The organism is Thermophilibacter sp. ET337 (assembly GCF_024733715.1).
In the GTDB taxonomy this organism is placed as follows: Bacteria; Actinomycetota; Coriobacteriia; order Coriobacteriales; family Atopobiaceae; genus Thermophilibacter.
This window is the reverse complement of record NZ_JANRHO010000006.1, coordinates 121,109-144,633: the sequence shown is the minus strand read 5'-3', so window position 1 is coordinate 144,633 and position 23,525 is coordinate 121,109. Positions and strand designations below refer to the sequence as shown.

The 23,525-nt window shown below is 60.8% G+C and carries 19 protein-coding genes; 10 read left to right on the top strand and 9 right to left on the bottom strand.

Annotated features, from left to right (window positions below):
• From NW198_RS07045 to NW198_RS07025, 5 genes are all read left to right on the top strand, one after another.
• The coding region (locus NW198_RS07045; RefSeq protein ID WP_309147705.1) for a Spy0128 family protein at nucleotides 1-1,382 on the top strand (1,382 nt) is incomplete at its 5' end.
• A gap of 76 nt (nucleotides 1,383-1,458) precedes the next feature.
• Complete coding sequence (locus tag NW198_RS07040; protein ID WP_258340543.1) at nucleotides 1,459-1,719, top strand: hypothetical protein; 261 nt, start codon at nucleotides 1,459-1,461, stop codon at nucleotides 1,717-1,719.
• Nucleotides 1,720-1,855: 136 nt separating this feature from the next.
• Nucleotides 1,856-3,616: an ABC transporter ATP-binding protein gene (locus NW198_RS07035; RefSeq protein ID WP_258340542.1), complete on the top strand. Its 1,761-nt coding sequence runs from the start codon at nucleotides 1,856-1,858 to the stop codon at nucleotides 3,614-3,616.
• A gap of 508 nt (nucleotides 3,617-4,124) precedes the next feature.
• Nucleotides 4,125-4,925 (top strand): hypothetical protein, encoded by an 801-nt coding sequence (locus NW198_RS07030; RefSeq protein ID WP_258340541.1) that lies wholly within the window; start codon nucleotides 4,125-4,127, stop codon nucleotides 4,923-4,925.
• A gap of 137 nt (nucleotides 4,926-5,062) precedes the next feature.
• The gene (locus tag NW198_RS07025) at nucleotides 5,063-6,877 is read left to right on the top strand and encodes a zinc ribbon domain-containing protein (protein ID WP_258340540.1); all 1,815 of its coding nucleotides are present in this window, start codon (nucleotides 5,063-5,065) and stop codon (nucleotides 6,875-6,877) included.
• Between the two features lie 104 nt (nucleotides 6,878-6,981).
• Here the strand turns inward: NW198_RS07025 and NW198_RS07020 are convergent, their stop codons facing one another.
• Nucleotides 6,982-7,860 carry a pyridoxamine kinase gene (locus NW198_RS07020; protein ID WP_258340539.1) on the bottom strand — a complete coding sequence of 293 codons (879 nt, stop codon included), beginning with the start codon at nucleotides 7,858-7,860 and terminating at the stop codon, nucleotides 6,982-6,984.
• A gap of 173 nt (nucleotides 7,861-8,033) precedes the next feature.
• Between NW198_RS07020 and purE the strand changes: the two genes are divergently transcribed.
• Genes purE through purN form a run of 5 tightly spaced genes read left to right on the top strand, consistent with a single transcriptional unit; the run spans nucleotide 8,034 to nucleotide 12,829 of the window.
• The gene (gene purE, locus NW198_RS07015) at nucleotides 8,034-8,495 is read left to right on the top strand and encodes a 5-(carboxyamino)imidazole ribonucleotide mutase (protein WP_087313665.1); all 462 of its coding nucleotides are present in this window, start codon (nucleotides 8,034-8,036) and stop codon (nucleotides 8,493-8,495) included.
• A gap of 12 nt (nucleotides 8,496-8,507) precedes the next feature.
• Nucleotides 8,508-9,557 carry a class B sortase gene (locus NW198_RS07010; protein ID WP_258340538.1) on the top strand — a complete coding sequence of 350 codons (1,050 nt, stop codon included), beginning with the start codon at nucleotides 8,508-8,510 and terminating at the stop codon, nucleotides 9,555-9,557.
• On the top strand, nucleotides 9,554-11,071 hold the full coding sequence (gene purF, locus NW198_RS07005) for an amidophosphoribosyltransferase (RefSeq protein WP_087313661.1): 1,518 nt from the start codon (nucleotides 9,554-9,556) through the stop codon (nucleotides 11,069-11,071). The genes NW198_RS07010 and purF overlap by 4 nt, the downstream gene beginning before the upstream one ends.
• Before the next feature lie 38 nt (nucleotides 11,072-11,109).
• On the top strand, nucleotides 11,110-12,201 hold the full coding sequence (gene purM, locus NW198_RS07000) for a phosphoribosylformylglycinamidine cyclo-ligase (protein ID WP_087313659.1): 1,092 nt from the start codon (nucleotides 11,110-11,112) through the stop codon (nucleotides 12,199-12,201).
• Nucleotides 12,191-12,829, top strand: coding sequence for a phosphoribosylglycinamide formyltransferase (gene purN / locus NW198_RS06995; RefSeq protein ID WP_258340537.1), 639 nt, complete (start codon nucleotides 12,191-12,193; stop codon nucleotides 12,827-12,829). Before purM ends, purN begins: the two co-directional genes overlap by 11 nt.
• A 334-nt stretch (nucleotides 12,830-13,163) precedes the next feature.
• Here the strand turns inward: purN and NW198_RS06990 are convergent, their stop codons facing one another.
• The 8 genes from NW198_RS06990 to rlmD form a co-directional block, all read right to left on the bottom strand.
• Nucleotides 13,164-14,873 carry a recombinase family protein gene (locus NW198_RS06990; protein ID WP_258340536.1) on the bottom strand — a complete coding sequence of 570 codons (1,710 nt, stop codon included), beginning with the start codon at nucleotides 14,871-14,873 and terminating at the stop codon, nucleotides 13,164-13,166.
• Complete coding sequence (locus NW198_RS06985) at nucleotides 14,874-15,995, bottom strand: DUF262 domain-containing protein (RefSeq protein WP_258340535.1); 1,122 nt, start codon at nucleotides 15,993-15,995, stop codon at nucleotides 14,874-14,876.
• Nucleotides 15,995-17,098 carry an adenine-specific methyltransferase EcoRI family protein gene (locus tag NW198_RS06980; RefSeq protein WP_309147704.1) on the bottom strand — a complete coding sequence of 368 codons (1,104 nt, stop codon included), beginning with the start codon at nucleotides 17,096-17,098 and terminating at the stop codon, nucleotides 15,995-15,997. The genes NW198_RS06985 and NW198_RS06980 overlap by 1 nt, the downstream gene beginning before the upstream one ends.
• A complete protein-coding gene (locus tag NW198_RS06975) occupies nucleotides 17,098-17,250 on the bottom strand; it encodes a hypothetical protein (protein WP_258340534.1) in 153 nt (50 codons plus the stop codon). The genes NW198_RS06980 and NW198_RS06975 overlap by 1 nt, the downstream gene beginning before the upstream one ends.
• Nucleotides 17,251-17,358: 108 nt before the next feature.
• A complete protein-coding gene (locus NW198_RS06970; protein WP_258340533.1) occupies nucleotides 17,359-18,762 on the bottom strand; it encodes a hypothetical protein in 1,404 nt (467 codons plus the stop codon).
• A gap of 221 nt (nucleotides 18,763-18,983) precedes the next feature.
• The gene (locus NW198_RS06965) at nucleotides 18,984-19,301 is read right to left on the bottom strand and encodes a hypothetical protein (RefSeq protein WP_258340532.1); all 318 of its coding nucleotides are present in this window, start codon (nucleotides 19,299-19,301) and stop codon (nucleotides 18,984-18,986) included.
• A gap of 60 nt (nucleotides 19,302-19,361) precedes the next feature.
• Nucleotides 19,362-21,320: a Rep family protein gene (locus NW198_RS06960; protein WP_258340531.1), complete on the bottom strand. Its 1,959-nt coding sequence runs from the start codon at nucleotides 21,318-21,320 to the stop codon at nucleotides 19,362-19,364.
• A 689-nt stretch (nucleotides 21,321-22,009) separates the two neighbouring features.
• A complete protein-coding gene (rlmD, locus tag NW198_RS06955; protein ID WP_258340530.1) occupies nucleotides 22,010-23,452 on the bottom strand; it encodes a 23S rRNA (uracil(1939)-C(5))-methyltransferase RlmD in 1,443 nt (480 codons plus the stop codon).
• Nucleotides 23,453-23,525 lie beyond the last annotated feature (73 nt).

The window sequence follows — 23,525 nt, the reverse complement described above, 5'->3', positions numbered from 1 at the left end:
AGGCGGAGTTTGTCGTAATCGGTGACAACGAGGCCGATCTCCAGGTGACCAAGAGCGTCACCGGTGCTGGCGCCCTGTCCGAGTTCGAGTTCAAGCTCCAGCTCACGACCAACAACGCCGACGGCGTTCAGGGTCTCGATGCTGACAACTCCATCACCAAGAAGACCTCTGGCCTGACCGGCATCCAGGGCACCGATACCGTCGACTTTGGTGATCTCACGTTTACCAAGCCTGGCGACTACATGTTCACGGTGACCGAGACCACCACGACCTCTGCGGAGGGCTGGACCTACGACAACGCGCCCAAGACCATCACGGTTCACGTGACGGACCCTGGCGACGGCCGGCTTGTTGCGACGGTCGAGGGCAACAACCCGACCGTCACCAACAAGTACGACAAGCCCTACATCCCGCCCACGCCCACCCCGGACGAGACCGACCCCTCCAAGCCCGATCTCGACGTCGACAAGACCCTCACGGGCCGTGACATGGTCGCCGGCGAGTTCAGCTTCACCATCACGGCCACCGGTGACAACGCCGACCACGTGAGCCCCAAGACGCTCACGGGCGCCAACGATGTCTCCGGCAACGTGTCCTTCTCGGGCGACGGCTTCACGTTTGACGAGGCCGGTGAGTACACCTTCACCGTGACCGAGGTCCTGCCGCAGGACGACGACCCGGAGGCCCCGGGCGTCCAGCACAACGGCGTGACCTATGACGAGACCACGTACGACGTCACCGCCAAGGTGACCAACGGCGCGGGCAACAAGCTCGTTGCCAAGTGGGACCTCGGCACCGCCGCCAGTGGTGTGACCTTCAAGAACGCCTACGAGCCGGACGAGACTGCCAACGTCTCCCTGGGCGCCACCAAGGTCCTCAACGGCCGCGACCTCGTGGCCGGCGAGTTCACCTTCGAGCTCGTCGACGGCCAGGGCAATGTCGTGGCAACGGTCACCAACGCTGCCGACGGCTCCGTGGTCTTCTCGCCCATCGAGTTTACTGAGGCCGGCACGTACACCTACCTCATCTGCGAGGTGGCAGGCAGCCTGGCCAACGTGACTTACGACACGGCCACGCACACCGCCACCGTCACGGTGACGGACAACGGCGACGGAACGCTCACGGCAACCGTCCTCTACGACGGCTCCGGCGCGCTCCCGGTCTTCACGAACACCTACAAGGTGCCCGAGGAGCCCGGCGAGCCCGATAAGCCCGGCAAGCCCACCGAGCCCACGAAGCCCTCCAAGCCCGAGGAGCCGCAGAAGCCGGCTACCCCGGACACCGGAGACCACACCAACGCCGCGGCCCCGGTGGCCCTGGCCCTGAGCGGTGTCGCCCTCGTGGCCGGCGCCTACGTCCTCAGGGTTCGCAGGAACCGCTAGCGGGACACGAGAGACCATCGCCGGCCGGCACCCCAACCAGGTGCCGGCCGGCTTCCATCGAAGAGAGGTGACGCACATGCCGCGCACGGCGCGCAAAGCGGGGGACGGGCCAAGGCGCCTCACCAAGACCGAGATCGCCATCCTCGCCTATGTTGGCGAGCACGAGGGCGAGGGGTGCTCCAAGAGCGCCATCGCCGAGTCCCTCGGCCGCAACGTCAAGACCATAGACCGCCTCGTCTCCGCTCTGCGCGCGGACGGCCTTCTGGTCGTGGAGCCTCGCTGGGCCGAGAACGGCGGCCAGCTGGCTAACTGCTACCGCCTCGCGCGTGCCAAGTAGCGCAGCGCGAAAGCCCCTCATCGACGCCCCGACGGCCACCCCCGCCGTCGGGGCGTCGTTCTTCTCGCCGCGCGCCGACGGTGCTACCCTAGTTCCCGCATGTCTCTACCAGCGTCAAACCACGGAGTTTCGCCACATGTTCCACCGCTTCCTCGGCTACTACAAGGGCCAGCTTCACCTCTTTGTCATCGACATCATCGCCGCTATCACCGTGGCGGGCATCGACCTCGCCTTCCCGCAGATCCTGCGAACGCTCACGGGCGGCCTCTTCACCCGGGGCTCGGACGCCATCATGGGGGCGCTGGCGTATCTTGCCGCGGGGCTGGTCTGCATGTACGCGCTGCGCTTCGTCTGCCGCTACTTTGTGATCTTCTGGGGCCACGTGATGGGCGCCCGCATGGAGAGCCGCATGCGCGAGGACCTCTTCGACGCCTACGAGCGCATGAGCTTCAACTTCTTTGACCACAACAAGTCCGGCGACCTCATGAGCCGACTGGTCTCGGACCTCTTTGACATCTCCGAGGCCGCCCACCACGGGCCGGAGTTCATCCTCATTGGCATCGTGGAGGTCACGGGTTCGTTTGTCATCCTCTCGACCATCAACCTGCCGCTCACGGGCGTGCTCGCGCTTATCGCCGTGCTGCTTGTCCTCTACAACATCTATGCCAACATGCGCATGCGCGAGGTCTACACCGAGAACCGCGTGCGCATCTCCGGCGTCAACAGCCGTCTGGAGGACTCGCTCGCCGGCGTGCGCGTGGTCAAGAGCTTTGCGGCCGAGGACGTGGAGCGCGCGAAGTTCCGCCGCTCCAACAATGCCTACCTGGACTCCAAGACGCGCATGTACCGTGCCATGGGGCGCTATCAGGCGGCCATTGCCGTCATGATGGGCGCGCTCAACACGGCCGTGGTGGTCCTCGGTGGCTGGCTCATTGCGCGGGGGCAGATGCAGGCCATCGACCTTGCCACCTACGCGCTCTACATCACGCTCTTCACCTCGCCCATCCAGTCCATCCTGGACTTCACGGAGACCTTCCAGAAGGCCATCGCGGGCTTCCGCCGCTTCTGCGAGGTGCTGGACGCGCAGCCGGACATCCAGGACGCCCCCGGCGCGCCCGATCTCGTGGTGAGCGAGGGCGCCATCAGCTACCAGGACGTTCACTTTGCCTACGCGGAGGCGCACGGCCGCAAGGACGAGGAGGTCATCCGCGGCCTCACGCTGGACATCCGCCCCGGTGAGACCATCGCGCTGGTTGGACCCTCGGGCGGCGGCAAGTCCACTACCTGCTCGCTGCTGCCGCGCTTCTACGACGTGGACTCCGGCTCCATCCGTATTGACGGCCAGGACGTGCGCTCCGTCACGCAGCGGAGCCTGCGCGAGGCCATCGGCCTGGTGCAGCAGGACGTCTACCTCTTTGACGGCACCATCGCGGAGAACATCGCCTACGGCAGCCCGCATGCCACGGACGAGCAGATCCGCGAGGCCGCGCGTCGCGCCAACATCGCGGAGTTTATCGAGAGCCTGCCGGAGGGCTACCAGACCCAGGTGGGCGAGCGCGGCAGCCACCTCTCCGGCGGCCAGAAGCAGCGCGTGGCCATTGCGCGCGTGTTCCTTAAGAACCCGCCGATCCTCATCTTTGACGAGGCCACCTCGGCCCTGGACAACGAGTCCGAGCAGGCCGTCCAGGAGTCGCTGGCGGAGCTCTCTCGCGGGCGCACCACGCTCGTGATCGCCCACCGCCTCTCCACGATCAAAAACGCTGACGAAATCGTCACGATGGAGCACGGTCGCGTCTCCGAGCGCGGGACCCACGACGAGCTGCTCGCGCGCGGCGGCACGTACGCGCGCTACTACGAGATGCAGTTCGCCGACGGCGGCCTCGGCGCCAGCGCGTAGGGCACGGGCTTCGGCCGCCGCCGGGCGGCCCGCTTCCTGCATAATCGGGCTTCGATCCATATTCGACGCCTGCCGGTGACAAAACTTGCCTTCGATCCATGCGTTTTTGGGCGTTTGGACGGTCTTGCGTACCCGGCGCATAGTTGCCAACTGGGGTTTTGTGATTCTTGGCGCCACCGGATGGCGCTGTAGGGGCAAAATCGCATGGCTCGAAGGCGGGTTTTGTTTCCGGAGACCGCCGAATATGGATCGAAGGCCAGAATTGCAGACGGACCGCGTCGTTGGGCGTCGCCCGGGCCTCCTGCGCCCGCCGGCGGCCCCTCGGCCGCCCTGCCGCGAGTCGTCACACGCCGGCGTGACCGCATCGCCTTTCAAAACCGTCACGCCCGGCGTGAAGGCATCCTGTTGAGCGCCCGTTGGCGCGGACGCCAACAGGGCGATTGCGTATACTGTCCTGTACTGCACGGGTGGCCCGCACTGCACGGGGTGCGGCGTCGAAAAGGGAGAGATGGCTAAGAACAGCGAGATCGCGCGCGTCCAGAAGGGCGCCCTCACGGCCGACGAGGCCGAGGCCCTCTTCTCGACGGTCGATCACACCGGTCACTCCGACGAGGAGCGAGCCCGCCGCCAGCGCGCGCACCGCCGCGAGAAGGGCGTCTCGCTCGACATCGACCCGCTCTCCGAGGACGACCCCTCCGGCTCCAACGTCGGCAAGGTCATCACCAGGACCGCCGTCTCCTTCGTGGCGATCTTCCTCGTGCTCGTCGTTGCCGGCCAGGTGGCCTTTGGCTTTGTCCGCCGCTCCAACACCGCCAACCTCACCGAGGACGCCAACGTGCGCACCGTCGCGTCCGCCCTGCGCGGTGGCGTCGAGTGGGGCGACGGCTTCACGCAGTTCCCCGAGGACTTCTCCGTCCAGGAGGCCGACGAGAACACCGGCCGCATCGAGGTCACCGTCATCGACACGAGCTCCGAGAACTCGCTCGAGTGCTTTGCGGGCTCCCAGGTGCAGGCCACCGCCTTCTCGGTCAACGCCCTGCTCAACCCCAACATCGACACCGTCGTCTACCACGTGAACGTGCGCCTGGACGAGAGCGGCAACATGCAGCGCTCGTCGCTGTTTGGCTTCCTCAAGCCCACCGGCGAGGTGAGCTCGTTCATGACCTTCGTCTGGACCAAGACGCAGTCCGAGACCGGCGTCAACTTCTCCTGCCGCATCACCGGCATCGACGGCACGCTGCAGGAGGAGCTGCGCGACCAGGTGACCACGTCGTTCACGCCGGTCCAGATTCTGGGCACATCGGAGTAGCGCCCCGCCTGCGGCGCCCCGCCCCAGCCTCAACCAGCTTTCAAAGCTCGCCGTTTGTCGAGGTCAGAACCTGCCGACACGTGCCGCGGCGCGTTTGCGTGCTACCTTTAAGGCTAACCATGTCGAGAGGGGTTCACGTGAAGTGCAAGAGGTGCGGCGAGGAGCTGCCGGAGCGCGCGCGGTTCTGTCCCGCGTGCGGGATGCCCGTCGAGGAGGTCCCCGCGCCGAGAAAGCTCGAGGAGCCGCTCGAGCCCATGGGCCTGGGTGCGGTTCCGCTGGTGCCCATCGCCCCGCCCCCGCGCGCCTCGCGTATCTCGCCGCGGGTCCCGCGCTCCTATGGAGCCACCCGAGCCGGACGCTCGTCTGCCCGCATCCCCCTCTCCGCCTATCCCACGCTCTCGTTTGAGTCCGGCGAGAAGGACGCCAAGGCAGCGGCCCCCGCGCCTGAGGTTGAGGCTGTCGAGGAGAAGGTCATCGAGGTCGCAGAGGCCACCGGGCCTAAGGCCGAGAAGACCGCCGAGGTTGAGGGGGTCGTCGCCGAGGCCGAGGTCCCCGGGCCCAAGCCCGCAGAGACCGCCCCCGCCGAGCCTGAGATTGAGCCCGAGCCCGAAGAGAGCCCCGTCCCCGAGTCCTGGGCGCGCGACGACGCGCCCACAGCGACCGAGGATGAGCCCGCCGCGGCCGATCTTGAGGACGAGTCGAAGACTGCCGCGGAGCCCGAGCCCGCCGCCGCGGAGCCCTCGCCCGCGCCGGAGCCCACGACCGAGGAGCCGGAGCCCGCCGCCGAGGAGCCCGAGCTGGAGAAGACCGTCGCCTTCGAGGCCGTCCCGGAGCCCCAGCCCGAGCCCGCCGCGGCGCCGGAGCCCCAGCCGGCCCCCGAGGAGCCCGCGCCCGCGCCGGAGCCCGCCGAGCCTCAGCCCTCCTTGTTCGACCGCGCCCGCGCCGCCGTCTCCGGCCTCGCCGAGCGCACCGCGGACGTCTTCCCCACGTCAAACGACCAGCGCGCCCTCATCGGCATCGGCGCCCTCGCCGCCGTGGTGGCCGTCGCGTTTCTCGTCTACGTCTCCCTGGGCTGGTTTGGCCCGTTTGCGGATCGCAGCTACGTGGCCCCCGAGGTCCAGCCTCCCTCGGACGGCAGCATCGAGCCGCTGCAGCCCCAGGAGGACGAGGAGCCCGAGCTCGCCATCGAGGGCGGCCCCGAGGTGCGCTCCTCCTACCCCGAGTACAGCTGGGCCGAGCTCTCCCAGATCTCCGCGCTGATCTCCGCCGCCGAGAGCGACGAGACGGGCATCCAGATCGCCGCCCACTACAACCTCTGCGGCGCGGACGGCACGATCGGCGTCGACAGCACCAAGTCGCTCGAGCTCTCCACGGGCGCGAGCGTGCCCATCGCGATCGCCGGCTTCCGGCACGACACCCGCTCCGACGGCACCGGCCTCGCGGGCATCAGCTTCGTGGCGCGCGGCTCCGTGGGCACCGAGCCCATGAACGCGCTCGCGCAGACCGCCGGCGGCTGGGAGGGCTCGACCCTGCGCGCCTGGGTCAACGAGGGCTTGCTCGCACAGCTTCCCGCCGAGCTCGCCGACCTTCTCGTCCCCGTGGACAAGACCACCAACCCCGTCTCCGGCTCCGGGACCACCGCGCAGAGCGTGACCTCGGACCGCGTCTGGCTGCTCTCCTACTCCGAGATCGTGGGAGAGGTCCCCGCGGGCAACAAGCGCTACGGCATCTACCAGCCCGAGGGCGAGCAGTACAGCCTGTTTGCCCAGCTCGGCGTGACCGGCGCGGAGTCCGCCCCGCAGGTCGCGCTGGCCTCGGGCGAGTACTGGTGGGAGCGCAGCCCCGAGCAGACCAACTCCACGTGGTTCATGTGCGTCTCGCCGGACGGCGACACGGGCTACGGGCACCGTCCCGCCACCCCCGACGCCGTGGTCATCGGCTTCTGCCTCTAAAGCCCCTAAACCCCAAAGCCTCTATAGCCACAAAAGGACAGGCTCCCCGTCTGGCGTACGGCCGGCGGGGAGCCCGTCCCAAACGTGCGGAGTGCCCGCCGCCTTTAGGAGAGCAGCGCGGTGACGTCGCCGAGGACGCTCTCAAAGCTCACGCCGCGCACCTGGTAGTCGGGCTGGTCGGGCGTGATCTGCATGGCGTGGCGCACGAGCGCGCACGCAAACTCGACGCTCGCGGCCAGGCTCTCGCCCGCGTAGACCGCCGCGGTGAGGCCGGAGGCAAACAGGTCGCCGGTGCCGTGCAGCATGTAGGGCAGCAGCTCGCCGGAGGCCTCCTCCATCTCGCCGCCGCTCACGGCCACGTAGTTGCGGATGATCTTCTCGCCCTCGTGCACGACGCCCTTGATCACCACGGCCTTGGCGCCCATCCCAAACAGGGCGTCCATCACGCGGCGCACGTAGGCCTCGTCGACGTCCTGGCCCTCGTAGGGGATGCCCGTGAGGATCGAGGCCTCGGTGAGGTTGGGCGTGAGCAGGTCGGCGCCGTCGACCAGGCCCTTCATGGCCTCGCACATCTCGTCGGTGTAGGTGGGGTACTTGGCGCCGCCGTCGCCCATCACCGGGTCGACGATGCGCAGCGCCCGGGGGTACTCGCGGTACAGGCGCAGGATGGCGTCGACCTGCTCGGCCGAGCCCAGAAAGCCGGAGTAGATGCCGTCGAGCTCGATGCCCTCCTCGCGCCAGGCGTCGAGGTACTCGCCGAGCATGGGCGTGGTGTCGTGCATGTAGAACTTGGGGAAGCGCGTGTGCGCCGAGAAGAGCGAGGTGGGGACGGGGCAGACGTCGATTCCGGCCGCCGAGAGCACCGGGATGGCGACGCCCAACGAGCACTTGCCGTAGCCGCACAGGTCGTGAACTGCGGCGACGCGCGGCAGATAGCCGCCCTTGCGCTCGTACAGGTACAGATTGCTGGCTGAGTTGTTCATGGGATTCTCCTTGTCCGCGGACTGATGGACCAGCGTACAAGGGCACAGCATAGCACTCGGGCGGAGGCTCGTCCCCCGGCCGGCGGCGCGGGGTTAACAGGCCCGCAATCACGCCGCCCGCCATCGGGCACGCTATACTGGAAAGGCATATGCAGCGACGAGAGGGGATCAACATGGCAGAGCAGCCGCTCGTGGGAATCATCATGGGCTCCAAGTCGGACATGCCGACCATGGAGGCCTGCACCCAGCAGCTCGAGGAGCTCGGCGTTCCGTACGAGCTGGTCATCGCCAGCGCGCACCGCAACCCCGACAAGGTCCACGAGTGGGCCGGCTCCGCGGCCGACCGCGGCCTCAAGGTCATCATCGCCGCGGCGGGCAAGGCCGCACACCTCGGCGGCGTCGTCGCCGCGTTCACGCCGCTGCCCATCATCGGCGTGCCCATGAAGACCTCCGACCTCGGCGGCATGGACTCCCTGCTCTCCATGGTCCAGATGCCCTCCGGCGTGCCCGTGGCCTGCGTCGCCATCAACGGCGCCAAGAACGCCGCCATCTACGCCACGCAGATCCTCGGCGCCACGATGCCCGAGTACCGCGAGAAGATCGTCGAGTTCAAGCGTCAGATGGCCGAGGCCTAGGGGTCGCCGCGCATGGCCTCGCACTTCAGACAGCCCGGGGACGACCCGGGCGCCACGCGCCCGTCCGGCCCGGCGCTCTCGGGCAACCCCCGCAAGGCGCTCCACACGCGCCGCGGCGGAGACGAGTCCTACCACGCCCCCGACGGAAACCCCCACGCCGCCGGCATGCCCCACGAGGCGTCCGGCTTTGTCGCGGTGGTGAGCGAGCCCGAGGGCAAGGCCCATCGTCACGACCGTCGCCGCAAGGAGCCGCACTTCCGGGAGACCGACCCCTACGACCTCTCGGGCCGCAGGAGCCGCGACCCGTGGAAGCGCGCCGCTCGCGTGATCTCCGTCCTGCTGTTTATTGTGGGCGCGGGCCTGATCGTGGCGGCCGCAGGCATGTGGCTGAACAACCGGATGCAGTACGCCGAGCAGGACCGCATCAACGAGGAGCTGGCCACCTACGCCGACGTCTCCACCAACGGCTCCACCCCGCCGCAGGTGGACTGGGCGGGCCTCAAGGCCGTCAACGACGAGGTGGTGGGCTGGGTCCAGATTCCCGGGACGGCGGTCAACTTCCCCGTCTACCAGGCATCTGACAACGAGAAGTACCTGCACACCAGCGCCGAGGGGGAGTACTCGCTCGGTGGGCAGGTCTTCATGGACTACGAGAACACCGCGCCCGGCATGGTGGACGCGCAGACCATAGTCTACGGGCACCACCTGCGCAACGGCGCCATGTTCAAGCCCATCTCCGACATGGAGAACCAGGAGATGTTCGACAGCGTCTCGACGGTCTGGTACGTGACTGAGTCGGCCACCTACGAGCTCGAGCCGCTGATGCTCTACCAGACCGACGCCAGCGACGCCAACGTGCGCCGCTTCGCCTTTGCCTCCCCCGAGGAGCTCACCGCCTACCTCACCGATCTTCTCGGCCGCGCGACCACGAGCCGCGCCGACGCCGCCGAGCGCATCCCGGGCGTCTCCCAGGTGCTCTCGCTGTGCACCTGCAACTATGACGACGGCGACTCCGGCCGCACGGTGCTCGCCTGCATTCCCAAGGGGGCGAGCGCGCAATGAGCATCGAGACTGCCGAGAAGGACCTCCCGCAGGGCCTCCACGAGGAGTGTGGCGTCTTTGGCGTGTGGGCGCCCGGCCGCGACGTGGCCCGCATCACCTACTTTGCCCTCCGCGCGCTGCAGCATCGCGGGCAGGAGTCCGCGGGCATCGCGGTGGGAGACGGGCGCTCGGTGCTCGTGCGCAAGGACCTTGGCCTGGTGACGCAGGTCTTCTCGGACGCCGACCTCACCGCGATGTCGGGGCGGGTCGCGTGCGGGCACTGCCGCTACGGCACCGCGGGGGCCCGGGGCTGGGAGGCGGCGCAGCCGCACCTCTCCACGATCAACGACGTGATCATCGCGCTGGCGCACAACGGAACGCTCGTGAACTTTGACGCGCTGCGCCGTGAGCTCATCGAGATGGGGATCCCCTTTAGGTCAAACACCGACTCCGAGGTGGCGGCCAAGCTCATCGGCTACTTCACGCAGCGCGCGGGGCGGCTGCGCACGGGCATCGCGCACACGATGCGCATGCTCGAGGGCGGCTACGCGATGGTGCTCGTGCGAGAGAACGCGCTCTACGCCTTCCGCGACCCCCACGGCATCCGCCCGCTGGTGCTGGGGCGCCTGGGCGACGACGGTTGGGTCGTGGCGAGCGAGACCTGCGCGCTCGACATCGCCGGCGCCAAGTTCGTGCGCGAGATCGAGCCCGGCGAGATCGTGCGCGTCTCCGAGGACGGGTTGCGCTCGGAGCGCGGCTGCCAGCCGGGCTGCCGGGCAAACTGCATCTTCGAGCACGTGTACTTCTCGCGCCCCGACTCCGTGCAGGACGGGACGAGCTTCTATCTGATGCGGCACAACATGGGCCGGCAGCTCGCCCGGGAGACCCCGGTGGACGCGGATCTCGTGATCTCGGTGCCGGACTCCGGGACCCCGGCGGCCGAGGGCTTTGCCCAGGAGCTGGGGATTCCCTTTGGCACGGGCCTCATCAAGAACCGCTACGTTGCGCGCACCTTCATCCAGCCTACCCAGGAGCTGCGGCAGATGGGCGTGCGCCTCAAGCTCAACGCGCTGCCGGACGTGGTGCGCGGCAAGCGGCTCGTGATGGTGGACGACTCGATTGTCCGTGGCACCACGAGCCGCCAGATCGTCCGGATGCTCAAGGAGGCCGGGGCGACCGAGGTGCACGTGCGCTCGGCCTCGCCGATGGTCGCGTGGCCGTGCTTCTACGGCATCGACACGGGCAGCCAGGACCAGCTCATCGCCGCGAGGATGACGCTCGACGAGATCCGCTCCCACATCGAGGCGGACTCCGTGGGATTTCTCTCCATCGAGGGGCTTCTCGCCTGCGTTCCCGGCGGGGAGGCCCATGGCTACTGCAAGGCCTGCTTCACGGGCGAGTATCCCGTTGAGATCCCGCGCTCGTACTGGGAGGACCGGTTCTTGCCGGGGTTCGAGCCCAACAACCTCACCGAGGCGTCCAGGACGTCTCGGATGCCGCTCGCGGACGCGCAGAGCGTCATGATGGGAGAATAGGCGCGGGCCTTCGCGCGCCTTCGACAGAAAGGACCAAGATGGCCGACAACACCAAGCACGTGAGCTACGAGGACGCCGGCGTCGACACCGCCGAGGGCGCCCGCGCCGTCGACGCGATCAAGGCGGCCGTCGCGGCCACCAACCGACCTGAGGTCATCGGCGGGCTCGGCGGGTTTGGCTCGTGCTTCTCGGCCGCCGCGCTCAAGGACATGGAGGAGCCGATCCTGGTCTCCGGCACCGACGGCGTGGGCACCAAGCTGGCCATCGCCCAGCTGCTCGACCGTCACGAGACCGTGGGCGAGGACCTCGTCGCCATGTGCGTGGACGACATCGTCCCGATGGGCGCCGAGCCGCTGTTCTTCCTCGACTACGTGGCCATCGGCAAGCTGCGCGCCGAGCACGTGGCCAAGATCGTGGGCGGCATCGCCGAGGGCTGTCGCAAGTCCGGCTGCGCGCTGGTGGGCGGCGAGATGGCCGAGCACCCCGGCGTCATGGCCGCTGACGACTACGACCTCGCCGGGTTTGTGGTGGGCGTCGTGGACCGTCCCAAGATGATCGGGCCGGACAAGGTGCGCGAGGGCGACGTCATCCTCGGCCTGCCGAGCTCGGGCATCCACTCCAACGGCTACTCCCTGGTGCGCAAGGTCGCCATCGAGGGCAAGACGGTCGAGGAGCTCGAGACGCCGCTGCCCGAGCTGGGCGGCGAGTCGCTCGCCGACGCCGTGATGCGCCCGACCACGATCTACGCCGGCAAGCTCCTGGCCGCCCTGCGCGCCGGCGCGCCCATCCACGCGATGGCGCACATCACCGGCGGCGGCATCACCGAGAACCTGGACCGCGCGATGCCCGAGGGGCTCGACGCGCTGGTGTACCGCGGCGGCGAGGCGGGTCCCGCCTGGGACGTCCCGCCGGTCATCACCTACATGATCCGCGAGGCCGGCCTCACGCTCGAGGAGGCGTACCGCACCTTCAACATGGGCGTGGGCATGGCCATCGTGTGCGCGCCCGAGGACGAGGCCGCGGTGCGCGAGGCGCTGGTCGCGCAGGGTCTCGCGCCGTTTGAGGTTGGCCGCGTCATTGCCGGCGAGGCGGGCGCCAAGGGGAAGGTCGTGTACGACGATGAGCGATAGGGCTGCGGGCGCGCCCGCCATCAGGCTGGGCGTCCTCATCTCCGGCAGCGGGACCAACCTGCAGGCCATTATCGACCGCATTGCCGACGGCACGCTCGACGCTTCGATCGAGCTCGTCGTGAGCTCGCGCCCGAGCGCCTTTGGCCTCAAGCGCGCCGAGGCGGCCGGCCTGCAGACGCTTACCCTCTCCAAGGAGATCTACGCCGACCCCGAGCAGGCGGACGAGATCATCGCCGCCGAGCTCTCGCGCCGCGACATTGACTACGTCATCATGGCCGGCTACATGCGCAAGGTGCACGACCCGATCCTCGCGGCGTTTCCCAACCGGGTGGTCAACCTGCACCCGGCGCTGCTGCCGAGCTTCCCGGGCGCCCACGCCATCCAGGACGCCTACGACCGCGGCGTCAAGGTCACGGGCGTGACGGTGCACTTCGCCAACGCCGACTACGACGCCGGCCCCATCATCGCCCAGCGCGCGCTGCCGGTGGAGGAGGGTTGGTCGGTCGACGAGCTCGAGGCGCACATTCACGAGATCGAGCACGAGCTTTACCCCGAGGTCGTGGGCCTGCTCGCCGCCGGGCGTGTCCACGTGCGCCCCGACCTCACCGTGGCCATCGACCTCGAGTAGGCGCGTCAGACCAGAGGCTTCCAGAGGGGCACGGGCCCGCTGCCGTGCGGCGGCGGGCCCGTGCCCCTCTTGCGCGTCCGGCGACGTGCAAAAGTGGCGTTCGATCCATATTTGGGCCGTGCGAAAAACAAAACCGGCCTTCGATCCATGTGATTTTGACCCTCTGCGGAGCGGCCGCAAAACGCCAACAGGCATTTTGCAGTAAGAGATGGCTAACAGCTCGCTCGAAGCGGCTCTGAGGCGATAAAACTCATGGATCGAAGGCCGGTTTTGTTCTGGCAGGCCAGGAAAAATGGATTGAAGGGCGATTTTGCAGCCGCCGCGACGCGGCGCGCTACCGGCGCTCGAGCGTGACCACGCTTTCGTCATTACTTGCATTAGGTAGGGAATTATCGTCATTGTCGATAATCACATCTTGCGACGAAACACCGTCAAATTCAAGAGGGACTTTGAAACGAACGCTCTTGATCCAGAGGCCGTTCGGCTGCCGTTCAGGATAAATCTGTACGCTGTCAAGCAATGCGTGCATGATTTCCTGCTCGTCACGCTCCGGCATAATGTCCATCATGTCCACGATGATTCGCATGGTGGCATACACTTCCTCAGCCGTAGCGGCCTTGCTGCCTGCGTTCTGAATGGCGATACTCACCTGATTGATCTTACTGTCCAATTCGGAAATACGTATCATTCGCTGGCGCAGCAGCCCTTGCAGGTCATCGTACATTTCGTCGTACAGCTCGTCATCGGCGTCAAGCTCCATAATCTTCGATAGCAGCTTGGACTTCTGGCGTTCTTCCTTTTTCTTTGTGGCAGCGAGAGTATCAACTTCCGCCTGTAAAGCGTCCAAATTGGCGTCGGTTCCGATAGATTTCATAATATCCTGCGTGAAATCCATATTTCGCAGCGCTTCCTGTACTACGCGGCGCACCTGCTCATTCACATCGTCCTGCCGGATATGCTTTGTGTATGTGCAGCGCTGGCCGCTCACGGTTTTAGTATTTTTGCAAATGTAGTACCACATGTCCGAATAAAATTCGCCGGAACCGTCTTTTTTCTTCTTCCGGTTCACTACACCATACATCGGCGCACCGCAGACAGGGCATTTGACGAGACCAGAAAGGATATGAGCATGTTCCGGGCTGTATCTTTTTTCCCGCTTGTAGGCGTTCAAACCCCGTTTTACTTGCGCGGCCTGCCAAAGATCGTCCGGGATAATAGCTTCATGTTTGCCGTCAAATATTTCATATTCAGCCTGTTTGACGGTATGGTACTCATTGCGTGTGCCTTCGATTTTTTCGCTTTTCCGGCGTCCGTAGGCGATTTTTCCGGCATAGACTGGATTGTCCACTACACCCTTTACGAAAGTGGCTGAAATCCGGCTGTATATCCCATTTTGACGGGTCTGCTTACTATACCCGTTTTCATTCAGCCATTTAGCAACGCCGTTTATGCCCATATTAGACTGAACATATTTTTCGAAAATTAACCGAACGAGGGCGGCTTCGGATTCTTCAATGATAAGCATACCATCCTCGATCCGATAGCCATATGGAGCTTGACCGCCGTTCCATTTGCCTTCACGAGCCTTCTGCCAACGTCCGGCCATCGTCTGCGCCTGAATGTTTTCACGTTCCAGCTCAGCGACACCGGCAAGAACAGGAAAGAGGACTTTTCCAGCAGCACTGGCGGAATCAATCCCATCTTCCACGCAGATGAGATTGACACCGAAATCCTGCATGATCTGCAAATTGTTCAGTACATCAGCGGCATTCCTGCCAAACCGGGACAGCTTGAAAACCAGCACATAATCAACGCGATCCGCATTACCTGCCTGTATCCGGCGCATCATTTCTTGAAACTGCGGCCTGCCGGTGGTATTCTTGCCGGATTTTCCCTCATCCGAGAAGGTGGCAACTACCTGCATACTGCGGTGAGCTGCCTCCTTTGTCAGTCGGTCTTGCTGTGCATCCAGACTGTATCCGTCCACCTGCATCTGTGTGGATACACGAGTATAAAGATAGCAACGCAATTTCTTTTGTGCCATTTACAGTTGCGCACCTTTCACTAAGTTGCAATCCCGGCAAAGCATTTGACAGTTGTCTGGTGTCGTGTGCCCACCCTTGCTCCAAGGCTTGATATGGTCTCCGTGCATCTGTTCGAACTCGAACTCTTCGCCACAGATGGCGCACTTGTGTCCCTGCTTCTCATAGGCCTCACGCTTTGTACGCTGGTCGAATACTCTGATAGATAGTGCCTTCTCATTTCCGGTCAGCAAATACTCATATACGCCGGACTTCTTCTGGACATCCTCATCAGCCATCAGCTCGCTCACTCGCTTCTCAAGCTCTACCGGGTCTAAATCTCGTCTATTATGGTGCTCGTTATAGAACAATCCCCACGGAAGCCCCTTCATCTCCCTGCGCTTCTTTGGAAACACAGCTTGCACCCACTCGATGACACTTCGGAAATAGCTCCAAAGAGCCTGTGCTGTTGGATCGTTTTGATGCTCTGCCATGTATCCCTCTATAGTTTTGCCCTCGGCAGTGGCTGCCCAATAGATTGCCGTCTCCAGGAACTCCTGACGGATACTCGAACCTTTCAGATAATCGTCTGCAAGCGTAGATGCAGCGCAGCCTGTCTTCGAGAAATAGCGCTTTGCGTCGGACACCCATGATCCAGCATACACCGCGTTACGCAGCTCTTGGTCAGTAAGCTGCTCGCCAGCGATGTTGATGATGCGGAACCAGTCCAGTTTCTCGGAATCCGTGCCCTCGCAGACGTACACGAACAATTCATAGTCGAGAACCTTTGCCTGCTGATCGCTTGGCAAGTTGTAGAAATATTTATCATCTACGGAGAAATTGCCGTCTACGTATTCACAAAGAGAAAGAGTTCTTTGCTGACCATCCAGCACTTCATATCTCGGTTCGCCCGGATTATCTTCGTATTCTTCGCCACGGTCAACCCAGTACATGACGTTCAGAGGCAGGCCCTTCATCACGGTGCGGATAACCTCATCGCGCTGTTTGTCCTTGTAGACAAACTCTCTCTGGTACTTTGGACGAATGTCCAGTTGCTCGCTATAACCAACAACGCCTTCCTCGGCGTCATTGAAATATCCCTCGGTAACCTCACGAACAGTCACCTTTCGCTCTTCAATGCGCATTACTGCTGCACCTCCTTCGGTTTTTCAGGATGCTTGTTGCGAATAAGGATGCGTGTATAAAGTTCCTTACCATTTACAACAGGCTTAGCAAGGTCAAACTCGCTATCACAGCCATGATTTAACTCACCCACAATTTCAAACTGGTCAGGACTGTATTTCCCCAAAAAGGTAATTGGAACTCCCATTATGCCAGCATAATCGCATGGTATGTCAACGACTTTGGAAACTTCGATAGCATCGTATGTTTCGTACTTTGGGTAATCTTCCGGCTTGTATCGTTTAACAAGAATTAGCTCTTCATGACGTTTCTTCACGTCAAGATTTGTAAACCATGCCGAATTGCCAATTGTCTGGTACCGAATGCCGTTTTCAATTTTTTGACCAGATTTAACAGGGAAGTCATCCATGATACGGAACCACATTGAACCTGTACCACTTCGCGTAACACCCAACCACATTTTGTCACCCATAATTAGCGGAAAAATTTCTTTGTATTTCAAGGCATTGCTGTTACCGATAATAATAAAATTCTTCTCATGCTCCATCAAAGTTGCTATATATTCACGAAAAAGGCTAAAGGGCGGATTTGTAACTACAATGTCAGATTCATCCAACAAGTGAAGACATTCTTGAGATCGGAAATCACCGTCGCCTTCCAACTCAGTCAGCTTATTTTCCCCCGACTTAAACAATTCCGCTACATCCAGCATATCCACGCCACCATCCCCAGAGGTGTCATAGACTTTTGTCACCACAGCCTTATAGGGGCGTTTTTCAGAATACGGCTCATCCAATTCGTCTCCAAACCGAAATAACATCTGTCCGTCCTTGTCATACCGATATTGCAGCTGTTGGCCTGCAATTGGAGATGTACGATAGCAGGTGGCAATCAGTTTCTTCAGACCCAGCCGATTGAAGTTCAAAACAAAATACTTAAAAAAGTTGGATTCAAATGGATCGTCGCAGTTACATAGCACGGTCTTTCCCTTGAAATGCTTGCGGTAATACCGCATTTCCTTTTCAATATCGGTCAACAGAGTATAGAATTCATCGTTTTTAGCCTTTAATGCCGCATTCATGCTTGCATTTGTATGTCCAGCCATTACTGCTCCGCCTCCTTTTCCTGATATTCTTTCAACCATTCACGCAGAAGGGCAGAAACCGTCATATCCTTGTCCAAGGCAATCTGCTTGAGCGCCTTGCGCTCTTCTCTTGTCATCGTTATTGTCAAATTTACCATGTTTCTTTCTGCCATTTTGATTTTCCTCTCAGCACGCAATCTTGTGTTATCGTGTACTTGTGTAATAGTGTATCATAAAATGGCCAAAAAAGCAATCTGGCACCTCCGAAAAGGTGCCAACTATTATTGCTTTTCTTGCTGCTCTACACCTTGACGCAACCGGTCATATTCATTCCTCAGCTCGGATGCACGATTCATGAATGTGGTGTCATGTTCTTGCTTCTGCCGGATGGATGCTTGATAGGCATCTTCCAGCGTGCGGCCATCTCTAAACGTATGAGCTTCCATAAAGCGTTTTCTACTGGCGTCCGTATCTGTGGACGATTGTAGCTTATCTCTAAGCTGCTCCAATTCATCCAAAACGGATTTCTGGGCTTCCAGCGCATCTTCTTTCTTTTGAAATGCAGCGGCGGCTTCTTCCTGTGCTTTCGTTCGCGCCTCTGTCGTCGTGCGTTCTACAAACGAATCCATGGCGGCCTTGAACATCTCAACACCCTCAGAGTATGTGCGGAATGCAGCACGCTCGCCGCTAAGATTTTGATATAAATTGTAAATGAATTTCAGCAAGCGGCGCTGCCCCTTATCTCGACCATCCAGCTTTTTCTGTGTATCTTCCTGCTGTTGGGTGAGTGCTTCTTGCTCTTTGCGTGTGGTTTCCTGCTGCTGTGCGGTCAAATCCAGTTGCTGTTGACGTGCAGCGGCATCAGCTTCCATCTGTGCTTTCAATGCTTCTGCCTGCTCAACAAGCTCTGCGGCATCCTCAGCCATCTCACGAGCTTTCTTGCCCAGGTGTTTATTAACAGAAAGACCAGATTGCCGACGTTTTGCGTTTCGCTCGCTGGCGTATTCTTTGTCGGTCTTGGCTCGTTCAAAGTCTGTGCGGTCAAGGTCATCCATATCCCATCCGCACTCACGCATCAGAGCGGGAAAACGCTCATTGATTTTAATCAGGAGCTTTGCATCTATAAGATTTCCGCAATAGCGTCCGTCTGCATCTTTCGATACTCCGAGGTCATGCAAATGACGGTCAATCACACCTGAATTTTCATCGGGTGGAATACCTTCATCAAAGTGCTCGGCAGACATTCGGATATTTTCACTGCGAAACAATCGTGGTTCAATTTCAGCCATGCACTTTCGGCAGTCTGCGTAAAATTTTTGATAATCTTCGTTCGTCCATGTTACGCAAACTTCGGCGGGTGGATTATAGATCACCGCCCAGCCGATCACAGCATTATGCGGCAGACCTTTTTTACGCACGACCGGCTTTTTATCTTTAGTTTTTCCATTCACTTCGACACGATACTTAGAGGCTTCCTGTTCCATGACAGCGGCGAACTCCGCACCGCTACTGTATCCATCATAATGGTTTTTACTCGACCGGCTCTTATCCAGCGTATCCGATTTCGATGCTCGCTCGTATCCGGCTTCCATCGCAATCTTGCGGATGTTCGCACGATGTTTCTGCCCTTGCTTCGGTTCACCTCTCACCAAGCCCATCACTTGCGGCGCACATTTCCAACCCATATTGCTTCACCTCCTGCCGCGGGGGTCGTTTACAAACCCAGTATGAATGTCCTCAGGGTTTGTAAACAAACCCATCGTCCTCCTGCCGTCAGCTCCCTCTTTGGAAACTACGTTTTCAGCCGGGCGGCAAACCTTCCTTTACCTGCAACATACCACAAAATGTTCAGAACGCAAGCCCCTAAATTATAAACCCCGTCGGGTTCTTCCCAACGGGGTTTAGGTCAAATCTGCTGTGCATAGCCCGCAGATTGATTCACGGGCTGCTGTTCTGTTAAATCAGTTGCAGGTTGTGCGGCAGCTTGCTTTTCAGCCATCTTCTCAGAGATGTAATCAAAATAGCTTCGATTGCCATCCCGAAAATACATCTCCTTTGCCATCTGAACAAATTCGAGTGCAAACTGTATATCACGCTGGTGCTGTTCTTCGGCGGCTTGCTGATCTTCCAGTTTCTTCATCTTGCGTGCTTCTTTCTGGACTGCGGCAAGTTTTGCACGTAGAGTATCTGCTTGTTTTTTCAAGTCGGCGCTTGATTTGGCCATTTGAATCACCTCACTTCTGATTTCAGTTTACCGTAAATCATGCAGAACGCAAGTAGTCAATTATAACTGTCCGTTCCACGCCATCTCGATTGTATCTCGAATAATCTGCTCTGTGTATGTTGCTACCAGTTCGCCGTCTACATATCTGTTAATCGCATCGCGGATTGTCGGCCATTGCAGGTTTTGCAAAAATTCATATTCTTCTTGCGGACGAACTTTGGCAGCAGGATACATTTTAGTGTATTCCGCCCAGCCACCGGCGGGGGAATCCCAGAACCAATGGCCGAATGATACCAGCGTATTGAAGCGCCGCTCCTCGTATTCGGCACACTCGCGCTGGAAACGCTCTTCAACTGATTCTGCCACTGGCATCAGTTCCGGCGGAATCTGATCGGGATCGGAAATTTTATCATCGTGTTTAGCTTCGATCATTTTGGCCGCTGTCTGTACTGGCGTACCAAATTGAGCCAGAGCTTTTTGCTTCGCTGCTCCATCCAGCCGCTGCATGACGGCTTGCATACTCCCGCGCACATGAGAATAAATGCTCATGGTTTTGATAGAACTCAAATCGTTATTGACGAACCCTTGGTTAATGAGAACATCAAAATCATTTTCGCGGACACACAGAATCATGGGGAATCTGCGCCATGCCTGATTTTCATCTTCGGCCTCATGGTGCGTACCAAACTTATCTGTGTATGTCCCCGCCAGTCCAGCAATAAACTCTTCATAGGGCTGAACACCGTTGATAATATTCAAGGCGTTGTTCAGAATTACCCGACTATGTTTTGCCTGTTCCGCAATCTTTCGGGGATGTGGATCGAGCAGTCTATAAGCGCCGTTCGAACCAAATTGATGGATGAAATCTGTCACGCGCATATCATCCCAGATAATAGCAGGCTGGCCATCATAACCATCAAATGTTACACGCTCATCGTTGCCGATGCAGAAATAGGGATCATCAACCGATTGAAACATCGCCTGTGCAATGTATTCACAAAAAGCTGATTTGCCGATACCTCCAGGACCATCCACATAAATGTTGAGCCTGAAAGGGCAGGGTGGGGCATCCATCAGATAGTCAAGTCGAAGCGGAGGCAATGTAGACCGGATCTTTGCAAATGTAAGCGGGTCATCCTCGCGGCACTGTTTCATCGTCCAGCCATCCAGCATGACGTGCATCCGCATCGTATCTGCCGGTGTCATCTCACCAGACCGCTTGCCGAATTTGGCTCTATGCGCCTGCAAATCGGTCAGCTCTTTGCGGAAATCAAAACCCGGTGAAGTATGAACCTCATCGTCATCGTAGTGTGTCTTGTGTTGTTCGACAGCACGAGGGCTTTCATGCACGAGGTATTCGGAACCATCGAGAAAAGCCCCGCGTCCGCGCAGAATCGTCACCTGCTGCTGCGGTACCTTGAACCAGCGGGCGATAGTCGAAACTGGCACTTTGCCGGGAACTTCAAGCACAATGTGCGCGTGTTTGAACTTTCGGTCGCCTGCTTTGATTCGCCCGGTTCGGTCAGCGATTTCATCTTCTTCGGTGTAAATATCACGATCATGCCAAATCCAACACCAGCGCTTGATGCTCTTGTGGTCAAGACCGGCTTCAATCTGAGGCGTATCAATCCAAGGGGCCACGCCGGGTTTCAGCGTTTGCCTGTCATCTTCCCATTCGACAGCGAAAGGGTCGAGCAGAAACTGCGTCACCATGAAAAATTTATATCTGGATTCAGTCCCTTCACCATCTTCTTCCTGGCGACGTCCAGCCTGTTCTTCGGCTTTCCGCCACCACCAGAACACAGGATAAATATCCGGGTGATTTGCCCGCATATCATTCATGCAGGCGATAAATGACGCATCATCCAGATCATCCAGCTTGCCAAAAGCATCCAAATTTGCCTGTGCCAGAGCTAACGTAGCTTGGGGATCGTATCCCGGAGCGGCTTCCATTTCCTTTACGGCCTGCAAGCCGCGCTTACGTTCACCCTTGACACTGTTTTTCGTTTTATATGCCATGCGCTCACCTCGTTTCACACCGTTTATGTTTGTATTATATCGCAAAAACAGTGTGAAGTCAATGTGTTTACACCGTTTCTGCTGCGAATACAATCGAAGAAACGGTGTGAAAATGCTTATCAGAAGCGTTTTTTCACACCGTTTACACCGTTGCGTTCTGGGCCATCCCACACAAGCCCACTGTGGGATGGCCCCCTATTTTCAAGGGTTTTCGGCACTCGATGGAAAATTTTACACCGTTTACACCCTTTACACCCCATAGTCCAAAAGGGTGTAAAAAGAAAAGCTGGTGCAAAAACGGTGTGTTTGGACGGAATGGGGACGGGCTGCCGCCCGCCCGAATACAGGCAGAAGTAAAAGACGAACCGCAGCTACATAGTGCAGTTGCGGCTCGTCTTAGAATATAGCGAAATGTGCGCCTGTCGTTTACGCTGTGCAATTTTTCTTCGTTTCTCGTGTATCTGTGCCTTTAGGCGCCTTATTTGCAATCTGAGCAAAATTTGACCGCCACACTTGACTGAACCTGTCGGCGGCACTGCCCATAAAAAGCCGACGGTGAGGAACTCAGGAGCAATCTTCCAAAGAACCTCACCGTCGTGTTCACCAGTATAGCACCGCCGCCAGAATCCGCCAAGTGCAAGCCGCTTTGCGGTGGCTGGCTCTGCCTCCGGCTCAGAATCTAAGAGCAATCAGATCATCTTGAAATGCTTCAGTGCTGCCTCAATCGCCGCTTCCTTTTCCGGCGGGCATTTCGGCTGCTTGGCATTTTCGGATTTGGGTTTGTTGTAACACTCCCGTTCAACAATACCATGCTTCTGTTTGACCTGTGCAACATACAAGCTGGATACCTTCAAACCGTATTCAGCCTGTATCCATTGTTTTATCTCGGAATAGGTCGCACCGCCGGGCAGATCAATTTCTTTAGACGGCTTATAGTCCAAGTAGACATGTTCGCGGCTTTTCTCAAATTCCCTACCTAAGAGAACTACCGTCTCGACGTGCTTGGTGTGCGGGAACATGTCCACGGGGGCCACGCGCGTGAGGCGATAGCCCCGTTCTCGCAGCAGCTCGAGGTCGCGCGCCTGCGTGATCACGTTGCAGCTCACGTAGACCACGCGCCCCGGCGCGAGCGCCGCCACCCCGGCGAGGAACTCCGGCGTGCTCCCGGCTCTCGGCGGGTCCATGACGACGACGTCGAAGCGCTCCTCGCGACCCGCCCCCGCCATCCAGGCCGTGGCGTCCGCGGCGACGAAGCGGCACCGCTGCGCGACCCCGTTGGCCTCGGCGTTGCGCCGCGCGCAGGCGACGGCGCCCGTGACCTGCTCCACGCCCACCACCTGCGCGTCCGGGCTTTCGGCCGCGGCGCAGATGCCGATGGTGCCCGTGCCGCAGTAGGCGTCGAGCACGCGCCGCGCGCCCGCGGCGCCCTCGAGCGCCAGCCGGTAGAGGACCTCGGTCTGCGCGGGGTTGGTCTGGTAGAAGCTCGTGGGGCCAATCTCGAAGGTGCACCCGAGCAGCCTGTCGTGCATGTGGCCGGGGCCATAGAGCGTGTGGCACCGCCGGCCTAGGATCGCGTTGGTGCGGCGGTCGTTCAGGTTCTGCACGATGCTCGTGACCTCGGGGCACGCCGCGCGCAGCTCGGAGACCAGGCGCTCGGCGCCGCGCAGCTCGTCCACGCGCGTGACGAGCGTGAGCAGCACGTCGTCCGTCGCGTAGCCGCAGCGCACGACGGCGTGGCGCAGCACGCCCACGCCGCGGTCCTCGTCGTAGGGCGGGATGTGCAGGCGCTCGGCGGTTTGGGCGACGGCGCCCAGGATGCGCCGAGCGCGCGGGTCCTCGACCAGGCAGTCCCGGCACGGCACGATGCGATGCGTGCCGGCGGCGTAGAACCCGCAGAGCACGCGACCACGGGCCCCGTGCGCAAACGGCGTGGCGGCCTTGTGGCGGTAGCGCAGCGGCTCGTCCATGCCGCGGATGGGCTCGAGCTCGCAGCCGTCCGCCGCCGCCATCTCGCCCAGCAGCCCCTCCACCTGCTCCTGCTTGCGGCGCAGCTGTATGGGGTAGGGAACCGCGAGCCACTCGCAGCCCCCGCAGTCGCGCGCGATCGGACAGGTGTAGGTCTTATATCCCATGGCGTCCAGTATACCTGCCGTTCGCCGACATTCTCGCCGCGCCCGCCCCTCCCTCTTGAAAAGAAACCAACTT

Bases quoted from the DNA above. Each gene is read 5' to 3' on its own strand.
- NW198_RS07040 (WP_258340543.1), top strand. From the start codon at position 1,459: ATGCCGCGCACGGCGCGCAAAGCGGGGGACGGGCCAAGGCGCCTCACC.
- NW198_RS07035 (WP_258340542.1), top strand. From the start codon at position 1,856: ATGTTCCACCGCTTCCTCGGCTACTACAAGGGCCAGCTTCACCTCTTT.
- NW198_RS07030 (WP_258340541.1), top strand. From the start codon at position 4,125: ATGGCTAAGAACAGCGAGATCGCGCGCGTCCAGAAGGGCGCCCTCACG.
- NW198_RS07020 (WP_258340539.1), bottom strand. From the start codon at position 7,860: ATGAACAACTCAGCCAGCAATCTGTACCTGTACGAGCGCAAGGGCGGC.
- purE (WP_087313665.1), top strand. From the start codon at position 8,034: ATGGCAGAGCAGCCGCTCGTGGGAATCATCATGGGCTCCAAGTCGGAC.
- NW198_RS07010 (WP_258340538.1), top strand. From the start codon at position 8,508: ATGGCCTCGCACTTCAGACAGCCCGGGGACGACCCGGGCGCCACGCGC.
- purF (WP_087313661.1), top strand. From the start codon at position 9,554: ATGAGCATCGAGACTGCCGAGAAGGACCTCCCGCAGGGCCTCCACGAG.
- purM (WP_087313659.1), top strand. From the start codon at position 11,110: ATGGCCGACAACACCAAGCACGTGAGCTACGAGGACGCCGGCGTCGAC.
- purN (WP_258340537.1), top strand. From the start codon at position 12,191: ATGAGCGATAGGGCTGCGGGCGCGCCCGCCATCAGGCTGGGCGTCCTC.
- NW198_RS06990 (WP_258340536.1), bottom strand. From the start codon at position 14,873: ATGGCACAAAAGAAATTGCGTTGCTATCTTTATACTCGTGTATCCACA.
- NW198_RS06985 (WP_258340535.1), bottom strand. From the start codon at position 15,995: ATGCGCATTGAAGAGCGAAAGGTGACTGTTCGTGAGGTTACCGAGGGA.
- NW198_RS06980 (WP_309147704.1), bottom strand. From the start codon at position 17,098: ATGGCTGGACATACAAATGCAAGCATGAATGCGGCATTAAAGGCTAAA.
- NW198_RS06975 (WP_258340534.1), bottom strand. From the start codon at position 17,250: ATGGCAGAAAGAAACATGGTAAATTTGACAATAACGATGACAAGAGAA.
- NW198_RS06970 (WP_258340533.1), bottom strand. From the start codon at position 18,762: ATGGGTTGGAAATGTGCGCCGCAAGTGATGGGCTTGGTGAGAGGTGAA.
- NW198_RS06965 (WP_258340532.1), bottom strand. From the start codon at position 19,301: ATGGCCAAATCAAGCGCCGACTTGAAAAAACAAGCAGATACTCTACGT.
- NW198_RS06960 (WP_258340531.1), bottom strand. From the start codon at position 21,320: ATGGCATATAAAACGAAAAACAGTGTCAAGGGTGAACGTAAGCGCGGC.
- rlmD (WP_258340530.1), bottom strand. From the start codon at position 23,452: ATGGGATATAAGACCTACACCTGTCCGATCGCGCGCGACTGCGGGGGC.